The sequence below is a fragment of the Roseobacter sinensis genome (genome assembly GCF_025755255.1).
GTDB lineage: Bacteria > Pseudomonadota > Alphaproteobacteria > Rhodobacterales > Rhodobacteraceae > Roseobacter > Roseobacter sinensis.
The window spans coordinates 1-10,288 of the sequence record NZ_JALIEB010000044.1; the positions used below are offsets into that span (position 1 = coordinate 1).

9 protein-coding genes are annotated in these 10,288 nt (G+C 59.1%); 3 read left to right on the forward strand and 6 right to left on the reverse strand.

Annotated features, from left to right (window positions below):
* Window positions 1–181: 181 nt before the first annotated feature.
* Window positions 182–1,375, reverse strand: a complete 1,194-nt coding sequence (locus tag MUB52_RS23545; protein WP_263846602.1) for a DUF932 domain-containing protein — start codon at window positions 1,373–1,375, stop codon at window positions 182–184.
* Between the two features lie 660 nt (window positions 1,376–2,035).
* Between MUB52_RS23545 and MUB52_RS23550 the strand changes: the two genes are divergently transcribed.
* Both MUB52_RS23550 and MUB52_RS23555 read left to right on the forward strand, forming a co-directional pair.
* Window positions 2,036–2,422 (forward strand): helix-turn-helix domain-containing protein, encoded by a 387-nt coding sequence (locus tag MUB52_RS23550; protein ID WP_263846603.1) that lies wholly within the window; start codon window positions 2,036–2,038, stop codon window positions 2,420–2,422.
* Window positions 2,422–3,645, forward strand: a complete 1,224-nt coding sequence (locus MUB52_RS23555; protein ID WP_263846604.1) for a type II toxin-antitoxin system HipA family toxin — start codon at window positions 2,422–2,424, stop codon at window positions 3,643–3,645. The genes MUB52_RS23550 and MUB52_RS23555 overlap by 1 nt, the downstream gene beginning before the upstream one ends.
* Before the next feature lie 236 nt (window positions 3,646–3,881).
* Here MUB52_RS23555 and MUB52_RS23560 read toward each other — a convergent pair whose 3' ends face one another.
* From MUB52_RS23560 to MUB52_RS23580, 5 genes are read right to left on the reverse strand one after another with little or no spacing between them, the layout of a single operon-like run.
* A complete protein-coding gene (locus MUB52_RS23560; RefSeq protein ID WP_263846605.1) occupies window positions 3,882–4,931 on the reverse strand; it encodes a hypothetical protein in 1,050 nt (349 codons plus the stop codon).
* Window positions 4,928–6,151 carry an MFS transporter gene (locus MUB52_RS23565; RefSeq protein WP_263846606.1) on the reverse strand — a complete coding sequence of 408 codons (1,224 nt, stop codon included), beginning with the start codon at window positions 6,149–6,151 and terminating at the stop codon, window positions 4,928–4,930. Before MUB52_RS23565 ends, MUB52_RS23560 begins: the two co-directional genes overlap by 4 nt.
* On the reverse strand, window positions 6,138–6,434 hold the full coding sequence (locus MUB52_RS23570; RefSeq protein ID WP_263846607.1) for a hypothetical protein: 297 nt from the start codon (window positions 6,432–6,434) through the stop codon (window positions 6,138–6,140). Before MUB52_RS23570 ends, MUB52_RS23565 begins: the two co-directional genes overlap by 14 nt.
* Window positions 6,435–6,443: 9 nt before the next feature.
* Window positions 6,444–6,839 carry a hypothetical protein gene (locus MUB52_RS23575; protein WP_263846608.1) on the reverse strand — a complete coding sequence of 132 codons (396 nt, stop codon included), beginning with the start codon at window positions 6,837–6,839 and terminating at the stop codon, window positions 6,444–6,446.
* The gene (locus tag MUB52_RS23580) at window positions 6,836–9,298 is read right to left on the reverse strand and encodes a zinc-dependent metalloprotease (RefSeq protein WP_263846609.1); all 2,463 of its coding nucleotides are present in this window, start codon (window positions 9,296–9,298) and stop codon (window positions 6,836–6,838) included. Before MUB52_RS23580 ends, MUB52_RS23575 begins: the two co-directional genes overlap by 4 nt.
* A 432-nt stretch (window positions 9,299–9,730) precedes the next feature.
* Here MUB52_RS23580 and MUB52_RS23585 point away from each other — a divergent pair, with 432 nt between their 5' ends.
* Window positions 9,731–10,216 carry a DUF4259 domain-containing protein gene (locus MUB52_RS23585; RefSeq protein WP_263846610.1) on the forward strand — a complete coding sequence of 162 codons (486 nt, stop codon included), beginning with the start codon at window positions 9,731–9,733 and terminating at the stop codon, window positions 10,214–10,216.
* Window positions 10,217–10,288: the final 72 nt, after the last annotated feature.

Genomic DNA, 10,288 nt, shown 5'->3' on the forward strand with positions numbered 1-10,288 from the left:
CTGAATGTCGCTTCCTCGCCATTCAATGTCCCCCTTCGGTGACCACTTTAATGGCCCAGTTCTAAGGGGGAAGGACAGAACATGTGGCTGCGCGATCAGGTGCAAGAGACGGTCTTGAGACGAATGCGGTCATAGGCTCGGAAGAATTCGATGCTGTCGGATGCCAGTCTTGAAGGCCTGATCACGCCGCCTGTTCCAGCAGTTTCTTGGCGCGGGTCTCCATGGTGAGCCGCGCGTCCTGCTGCGGCTTGGACCGGGCGACGGCGGTGATGCCTTGTACGAAGTCAAAGACGCTCTCGGGCGGGCGGCCTTCCTCGGCGAGGACGGTCTCGACGATCTTGCCGGTCTCCGCCTTCGAGAAGCCGCGCTCGCGCAGGAAGTCGGTGCGGTCCTCGGCGCTGCGCGCAACGATCCGTTCGCGTGCGGAGCGGATGCCCTGAATAAATGGCTGCGGCGAGGAGTCGGCGAAGTTCGCCAGCGCTGGCGCCGCTTCGTGCGCGAAGCGGTTGGCGGCGTATTTGGAATGCCGGATCGTGATCTCCTGGAAGTCCTCGACCCCCCAGAGATTGCGGTTCTGACAGACGGCGCGGAGATAGAAGCTCGCGATGCCGAGCGTCTTGGCGCCGACTTCCGAGTTCCAGCAATAGAATCCCCGGAAGAACAGATCGGGCGAACCGTCCGGCAGCGTCCCGGCCTCGATCGGGTTCCTGTCGTCGACCAGGAAGAGGAAGACATCGCGGTCGGAGGCGTAGAGCGTGGTCGTGTCCTTGGTGACATCGACTATCGGGTTGTAGATGCCGGTCGACCAATCGAGCACACCCGGCACCTTCCAGCGCGTGTCGCCGACGCCGTCGCCCGCGATGCGTTGCACAGCAGAGACGAGTTCGTGGTCGTAGATGCGGCCATAGTGCGGGCCGGTTACGGCGCGCAGCTCGGTGCGACCGCTCGCAACCTCCATCGTCTTGACCTGCTCGGCGCGGTGGTTGGTGAGGCCGTATTGCAGGTTGATGCCGGCGAGCGGCGCCGGGAGTTGGCGCAGATAGGCCGCTGGAGTGCCCACGAGACCCGCGAGCTGCCCGAAGCTCCAGTGTGTCGGTGCGACCGGCGCTTCGGCGCCCGGCAGGACGAGCGCTAGCTTCTCGGGTTCGTCGCGATGGGCTTCGACGCGGATCGCCGCGCTCTCGACCGTACGCGTCTTGCTCCGCTCGGCCCGACCTTTCACCGAAGCTTGTAGGTCCGAAAGCGAGAGATACTTCTCGTCGTCGGGCCGGGAAAACCATTCGGACGATACCCGCCCGTTATGCCCGCCGCGGGACACGTCCACCTTGTAGCCGCCGCTCTCGGGGCGGCCGTTCATGATTTCGATTGTAGTCATGGCTGATCTCCAGGACGGGCGGCCGGAGAGCCTCTCTCTCGACCTCCAAACCCGTTACGGCGACAGCCGCAGGCCTCTTACTCTTCCTCGTCGTTCAACATCTCGGTGTGATCGACTAAGGATCATACTACCCGCGTCAGGGATGGACGCCCGAAAGGGGGAAGACATATCGGGGCTTCCGCTCTGCCGACAGCCCGGCCCGCAGGGCGACGCCGACCTGCGCTTCTCGGCGATACAAAACCTCCAGCTTCAGGCCGTGAAGTGGGAGGATTGGTATCTGCAGTTCCCTGATCGGCGAGGTTCAGGCTTTCAATCGGTCGGAGGTAGACTTTCAGGCGGTCGGAGGTGGATGCGTGGTCTCACACGTGGTCTTGCAGAATCGTGTTGCGATGTCCGCGCTTGGCGCGGACTTGGGAATATGATTTGCAGCTGCAGATCTTCGGCACTTGCCCCTCATGCGGGGGCATGGTCCATGGTCGACAGCAGCGAACCTCTGGTTTTGCGCACCCCTGCGCAATGCCCGGCAAGACGTGTCCGAAGCATGCTACATATTTCGGACATTGCCTGGCATTCGGCCATCCCCATAGCATGAGGTTGCCTTACAACTCACTTTGCTCTATCAGTCATATTTGACGGTTAAATTATGTTTGGACGTCAGATATGGCGGTTAAAGTGAACTCAGTAAGCGCACGTCGAGCCCTGGAGGCTCTGGGCGCAAATATCAAGACGGCGCGTCTGAAGCGGCGCATCTCCGTGAAAGGCTTTGCGGAACGGATCGGCGTGTCCGAAAGCACCGTGGCTCGCCTTGAGAAAGGCGATGACGGCGTGAGCATCGGCACGCTCGCCATGGCATGCCTTGTCCTTGGCGAAATCGACCGCATCTCCGACTTCCTCGACGCGGGCACGGATGACACGGGATTGCTACTCGACCGGGAAAGCCTGCCAAAGCGGATCGATTGCAAGCGCAAGCCGAGGTCGCCGAGCAGCGGTCAGGACAAGGCTGATCCGATTGCCGATGGGGATGACGAGGAAGGGGTCGGTTTCTGATGCCCGAGGCCATTGTCGCGCTTGGCGAAGGAAAACGGATTGTCGGACGCCTGCGCTTTGAAAGCGACGGGCGCCGTCAGCATTCGCAGTTCGAGTACGATGAGGCCTGGCTCGCCGCCGAGGATTGCTTTGCGCTCGCGCCGGGACTGCCGCTGCGAGAGGGCAGCCACTTTTCATCCGGAAAGGATGACAAGCGCTCGGCGCTGCCGGGATGCTTTGCCGACGCGGCGCCGGATTCCTGGGGGCGCGCGCTGATGACCAAGGCCTTGGGCGGCGGCCTCAGCGAGTTCGATTATCTCGTCCTGTCAGACGACCGCACCCGGCAAGGGGCGCTGCGTTTTCTCGGCGAGGACATGGAGCCGCTGTCCGATCTTACGCCGCCCATTCCCCGGCTCGTCGAGCTTGAACGCCTGCGCACGCTCGCGCAGCGCTTCGAACGGGATCCGGGCGGGGCCGAAGAGGAAGCGCGCGATCTTGCGGGCGTCGCCGGATCGCTGGGTGGTGCGCGCCCCAAAGCCAATGTCGAAGGCGATGGGCATCTCTGGATCGCTAAGTTCACGTCCGCACAGGACACCAAACCAGTCGAGCGCGCCGAAGTGGCGACACTGAAACTGGCGCGCATGTGCGGGCTGCGCGTAGCTGAGGCCCGGCTCGAGCTGCGTGACAGCGATAGTCCGATCGCGCTGATCCGCCGGTTCGACCGCCGCGGCGATACGCGCATTCCCTATATCTCGGCGCGCACCGCGCTGGACTGGCAGAGCGAGGAAGGTGGATTCTACACCGACATCGCCGATGTGATCCGCCAGATTTCGAGCAAGCCGGTCGAGGACCTGCATGAACTCTGGCGACGGATCGTCTTCACCATCCTGGTGTCGAACAAGGACGATCACCTGAAGAACCACGGGTTCATCTATGCTGGCGGCGATCGCTGGCGCCTGTCACCGGCGTTCGACATCAACCCATCACCCTCTCGGCACCGGATCCTGGAGACAGGTATCATCCGGGGTGGGCCGTTCGATGCGTCTCTGGAGATCGCGCTGGAGGCGTGTGAGTTTTTCGAGCTGAGGCAGGAGGAGGCGAGGCTGATTGCACGTGATATGGCTACGACGCTTTCGAGCAACTGGCGCCGAGCAATGCAGGAGGAAGGCATGACCGGCAACGAAGTTCGGATCTACCAAGACGCCCTTCAGCACTCGGAGAGCACGCGAGCTCTTGGTGTTTAAGATATTGATAAAATAAGAAAAAAGGGCGGGAACCGGACATTCGCTGCAATGCGAGGCGTGCACTCCAACCTCGTAAAGGCAGACCTTCGAAGCTCCGATCTTCTCGCGTTGTATTTCAGAGTTCGAACCTGATTGGATCCCGCGCCTCGCTGGGTCGGCGGGGGATCTGTTAGCTTGTTCAGGAGCATTTGGATCCCAAGGCGATGACTGACAAAGTACCGAGTGAATGCCTCAGCTCAGTCCGCTAACTCCCTCTCCAGTGTTTTTGCTGCGAAGGCGAAATCCTCGAGCATCATCGGCAGAAAGTGCCTATTGATCGCATTGTTCAGGTTGATATCGGCGCGTGCCTCTCCGCGGCTTGATTGGCCGGCCGCGACCTTTTCCAGTTCCAAGGCATCAAGTAATGCAACCGAAGTTCCCGCGACAGCTTGTAGGAGTGCGCTGATAGTCAGATGCTCGATCTGATTGTTGTTCTCGGAAGGCCCCACAAACCGCTCATCAAAACCGCTGGTGCCCCAAACTTCACCGACCGACATCGCGGTTTCGACATCATACTGATAAATTGTTTTCACGCTGAAACGTCCGACAAAACCGTGGTCGAAAACTGGCATTCCAAGCCCCGGAATGCGCCGCGTGGTCCCTGCGACGAGTGTTTGCCAAGCCATCAAGGTCGCCGCTTCTACTGAGTTGAGTTTCGGACCATGTTGCAACCTCCGTTCTTCCGGTAGTGAAAGGACATAGGCGTGGGCACCATCTAGGATGTCGAAGGCTGCTTTTAAGGCGGTGTCCTCTGACGAGGGGCTAGACCGATAGGTGTAGAACCGAGCATAGGCTGTGGCGAGCAAATCGAGATAGGGACGGCCACGCTCATCGGACAGGTGCGCGACAATGGCATGTGGGGTCCAACCGTCCCTTATCAAAGCGGGTGTCTCGACATCCCAAAACGCGCTTGGGATTGCTTTTCCGTGGGCCGCTGATACGCGCGAAAGTTCGGTTAGGTCCTCGGCGTATTCCAGAAGCGCAGCGGTGGTGACCTGACCGCGTTCGAGCCTTGCAATATGGCCGGAAACGCCCGTATCGCCCAAGATTGGCGTTTCGTTCAGGCCGGCTTCAAGGAGGGCGCGACGCACGTCTTCAGGTGTAGCATCCGCCGGGATTGGCAATGCGCGGCGCTCGAAAGGGTGTGGAGCATCGGTTGAGACTTCAATGATCGCGCTTTGCGCCACAAGCAGCAGGCCTGCGATCCCGGCAGTGATGCAGAGCGCAATCCCAATCTTCCAGCTCACGGGTCTTGGAGCGCTTTTGTGTGAGTGTTCTCAACCCCAGCCCACATTACTATGGAAGTGAGCACGAGACATGCGGGGATCAGAGAGAGAGCAATCCGGTAGTCTCCATCCGAGAGATCGAGAAGTTCCCCGATCAATGGCTGGAATACAACCGCCGACGCGATCCCCACCATATTGACGAATGCGATGATCTTACCGGTTTCGCTGGCAACTTCGCCATACTTGGCCATCGCGAAGGTCAGGATCTGCGCGCCAGAAAATGCACCGCCCAGGAAAAGCGCCCCACTCAACAGCACGAAGGATGATGTGGTATCATAGATCACAACGCCAAAGAACACGGCTGCAATGCAGGCATTGCTCACGACAATAGTCCGAGGACGACCAGTTCGATCAGCGATGGTTCCGGCGACGACACTCCCCACAGCCATACCCCAAAAGACCATGGAGACCGCGAATTCCGCGGACACCTGCGACAAGCCGTGGTCCTGCATCAGGTCACTTTGTCGCCAAAGGCCGCCGAAAACGTTGATTGGCATGTAATAGAGAGCGCCACAAAGAGCGATGATCCAGAGACGCCGATTGCGAAAGATCGGCCCGAAACCCACAAGAAGTGACGGAGCTGGCGCCTCCCGGACCCCGCTGTCCGTTGACGGGATGAAGAAGAGCATGAGCGTCGCGATCAGGAGACCGGTCGCACCCGTTGCCACGAAGGCCACGCGCCAGCCGATGGCGACCATTACGTCTGTAAGCAAGACTGCACCAATGGCCGCACCAATCATGCCCACCATATTCACAACCCCTGAGAGCATGGAAAAGCGTTCCGGCGGAAACTGATGCGTCACGACGAAGAGCGCCGAGACGAAGGCGAAGGAGGCACCAAAACCTGTTAAGGCACGACCGAGTGCGGCCAGAACGGGCGCATCCGTGATGCCAAATAGCAGTACTCCCAATGCGCAAATCGCGCAGGCTGGGACGACGAGACGCTTCGCGCCGTACCGGTCAAGAAGCGCACCCACGACGAGTTGCATTGGTGCGTAAATCCAGAAGAATACGCTCGACAATGTCCCGAGACGGGCGTTTGAAAGCCCGAAATCGTAGGCAATCTGGTCGATCGCAAGACTTGGCAAGATGCGGGCGACGAACTCGAAAAGGAAGAACGCCGCAACGAGGACAAGCGCGATCAGCGCGCCAATGCGACTGCCCCGGTCAGAACCGCTCATAGCCGATGACTTCGTCTCCGCTGTATTCACACTGGCCGGCGGCGCGAATATCGGGATCAGTCCAGTCCACGACCCAGTAGATTTTTGTCATGCCGTCGTTGGATGACGCGGGCCAGACCGACAATGCCGCATTCGGCAGATCAGAGAAGTCCGGCACTTCCCAAAGGTAATCATGGCAGGCTTTCAGGGCATCCGTCGTTTCGCGGTCGAAAGCGAAGCCCGCTGTGGTTGTCGTAACTGCGGCAAACCCGCTCAACAGAGTGATGCTTAGCTTATTGGTCATTTCTGTCTCCTATCGACCAAAATTCTCGAGTCCTGAGGTATCGATACCTGACATGATCTGACGAGCATCAACGCCGTCTGCACCGTGGCTGCTGCCCGCTCCGGCGGCAATTGCCGATCCGATGGCACCTGCGAGCGCCTCGTTTCGCGCTTCGGTGTCGCGGCATTGGATAAAGCCGTAGTTCCAGCCTGTTCTGTAGTCCCCGTCCGCCGCGTAGGCCGAAGCATCTTGCACGCGTTGCGAGAACCGATCACCACCGGCACGTTTCCCGCTCGGGCATCCGTCGTGGTAACCCGCAACATAGGCTTCCGAATAACCGTGCTGACGCAGAGTTTCTTCACTGGACTGAGGCGAGCTGCAGGCGGTGAGGATCAAGCAACCGGGTAGGATGAAGATGTGTTTCATGGATCGCTTTCCTCTGAGGGTGTTTCGGTTTCTGTTGGCTCTGCATCCGGATCGATCCCGATCAGACGCTCAATGTCCTTGAAGAGACGCGTCGCCAGTCCATCCTCGTGCGGTGTAAGCGCCTCTACCAGGCGTTCAAGCTCTGCTGCAGCTGCTGCATCGATGCCCGTATCGGTGAGACCTGCAACGTTCAGGTCGACGATCCCCTGTGGGAAGCCGAGAACAGCCAGCACCTCAGCCGACGGATCCCCTTGATAGAGCGGTAAGGCCTGAAGCGAGTCAACGTATTCTGCCAACGCTGCGCGTTTGGCCGACGGCATATCCTCTATAGCCGTTGCGTCGAGAAGAAACGCGTCCGTCATTGTCGACAGCATCTCGGCAACGCCGAAATCGCGATCGGGGTCGAGCTCATTCTGAGTATAGACCATTCGAATCTTTGCCGGGTCGAGAACGCCAGACACAATTTTACGCGCCATGGCGTCGACGCCTTCAAGACCCCCAACCGGACGAAACTGAGACAACAAATCCGGATCGGCAAACATGTCGAGCCCCTCGATTCCTTCAGACATCAGATAGCTTAGCGCGGACTTTTGGTCTTCGACGCTCAGGTATCCTGTCGGGCGCCCATCCGCAGCCGTCGAATTCAAGCCGCCAACCATCTGGGTCACGCTGTCGATAAACCCCAGATAGCGATCCTTGGCTTGATCGAAAACGCGACCCATCGCGTCGCTTTTTTCGGGGGAAGGCGCGATCGCGTCCGGCAGGCGCGCCAGCGCGCTTTGCAGCGCTCTCACACCTGCGCGCGTGGCCTCAAGCCGATCCTCTCCGATGTTTTCCATGAGAATCGTTGGATCGAAGCGGCCGTAGACCTCGGACGGCAGTTCGCCGGCGCCCCATACCAGCTCTGGTTGTTCGTGCGCTTCCGCGGCAATCGCATCAAGCTCTGCTGCGTTGAGATCCGGGGTGTAGCCCCAGGCGATCGCGTGATTGTCGTAGGTACCTATCAACGGAAAGAATTGATCGATGCCATCCTCAGGTCGAGCAACATAATTGAAGCGGCCGTAAGCCATGATCGACGCCGTCGAGCCTCGTTCGGCCACGAAGGCCGCATCGCGCAATTGATCCGTGCTCCAGGCCGTGGATGCACGATGATTGTGACGCAAACCCAGCGTGTGACCCACCTCATGACTTACGGCGTAGCGTAGGATGCGTCCCTGAATCTCTTCTGGAAGCGGTAGGGATTGAGCGCGCGGATCAAGGTCCGACATGAGCAAATAGTAGTAGTCTGAAAAGACGTTCAGAACGTCGGGCCAGACGAGAATATGCGCTGAAATAATCTCTCCTGTACGGGGATCATGAACGTTGGGCCCAAGGGCATTTGCAATCGGCTGCGCGACCCATCGGATGACATTCTTTCTTGCGTCATTGATGGACCAATCGGGGTCCTCGTCTGGCGAAGGCGCATCCCGTGCCACGATCGCGTTGGAAAAGCCTGCGGCCTCAAACGCCAGTTGCCAGTCCTCAATGGCAGCGCGGACATAGGACCGCCACCTGTCCGGTATTTCGGGCGAGAGGTAATATATGAGCGGCTCGGCCGGGTCCGATGGACGAGGTGCATCAGGGTCGGCGTGCGTGAGACGATGTCGCAGGGCGAGTCGCCGGATTCCAGCTGGCGATCCTTCATCACTTTCGAACTCGAGCACTTCTGTCACGAAATATCCGACCCGGGGATCAAAGCGCCGAGGTTCCATGGGTTCTTCCGGCAGAAGCGTGATCGTATGGGCTACCTCAACCGACAATGCACGATCCTGCCCCGACTGGTCCTGTGCTAAGAAGGTCAGATGCGACGCGAGAAAGATGTTGGTGGGGTGGGCTGAGACGCGAGCAATGTAGGATCGCGCTGGATCGACCGCGATCGGTGTGATCCCCGTGCTTCTCAACTGACCCTTCACCGAGTAGTCCGCGATATCCGATGTAAAGGGACCTGTTGCATCAAGTAGGATACGACCACCTGGACCTTCTGCCAGAATGTCGAAAGACAGAAGGACCGGGCCGATCTGGGCATTCGCAAAGGCGATGTCGATCGGGTTCAGTTTCAGATGATCACTTGGAAACTCCGCCGTACCGGTGGTGCGGATCGACCCAGATGAGAGCGATCGGACCAAGACGCGGTCGTCTTGTTTTTCGAGCTTGATTGCGCGCGTTGCGATCTCGGTGCCGGCCAGCGAAATCGCGTCCGCGGGATATCGTGCCACCTCAGCGGACCAAACCAGTGTTCGATCAAATACGCCTGGAGGAAGCGACAAGAAATGCTGCGCACCTTTGGAGTAAATTTGCACGGGTCCGTCGCTGATGTCTGCGCCAGAGATGATCTCCTCGTAGTCCGAAGTTATCTGGGCTGACGCAGTCAGGGGTGTAAGGAGCGAGGCGACGGCAGCGAAAGCCAATGCAAGTTTCATGAACATCCCTGATGACTATGAATTGTCCTCACCAGTGGAGCTTACACCCCACAGTAGTAGCCTGCATAGACCACACGTTCGTTTGACCTGGGCAGTATGACTTTGGTGCCTGTGCTGCCATTCTTGCCGTGGTTCGAGGGGTAGAGATTGAAGCACCATTTTCGATGCAAGGTGGCGGGCTCCGTACGGATAGCTGACAGCCCATCCTCGACGGCTTGAAGAAGCGATGGAGCAAAAAACAGATCTTGCGACCCTGTATTTTTCTGGGCCGTTGAAACGGATGCAGCTGATGAAAAATAGCAAAGTCGCGAAGGGCGGGCTCATTCATGCGCAAGCTTTTTCCACCTCAGACTAAAGTCGCCCGTGTGAGCTGTCACAAATACGCCTGAATTCACGGGCAGCCTGCGAGCGCGCAACGCAGCGAGGAACCAGATGGGAGCACGGAGCACGGGCAGTTTCGGGAACGACGACGCTCTAGAATATGTGGAAGGATTGCCGGGTTTCGACGCAGTGATTGAGACGGTGGCTGTCTTCTGGGTCCAGCCTAAGGGGTTGGAAGCCGGCGAAGCCTGTGCGGCGCTAGCGGCCTGCGACCTGCTGGCGGCAGGTTTGGGGCGACCCCCTGCGGACCTCCCGGAGTTGCCAAACATCAGATTGCGCACCGTGCCTGAAGACACGATGGAACGGGCCAAGGCCCTGGTAGAGCATGTGCGCACGACATCCGAGTTGGCGGATTTGTGGGAGGACGAAACCGAAGTGTGGCACGGGTCGCTTGACGCGCTGCTGATCCGGCTGACCCCCTCTACGCCCTTTACCCCGCTCGAGCCGAATCTGAACCCGCCCGCCGACTTCATCGGGCATTGCTATGTCTGCTACGAGTCTGGGACAGAACGCGATGGTCTGGCGTTGGAGTTGTGAACTCACGGTGAAGTGCAATTTCTGATATGTCTTTTTATTCCAATCGGTTCTGGATCTCCATCAGCTTGGCTT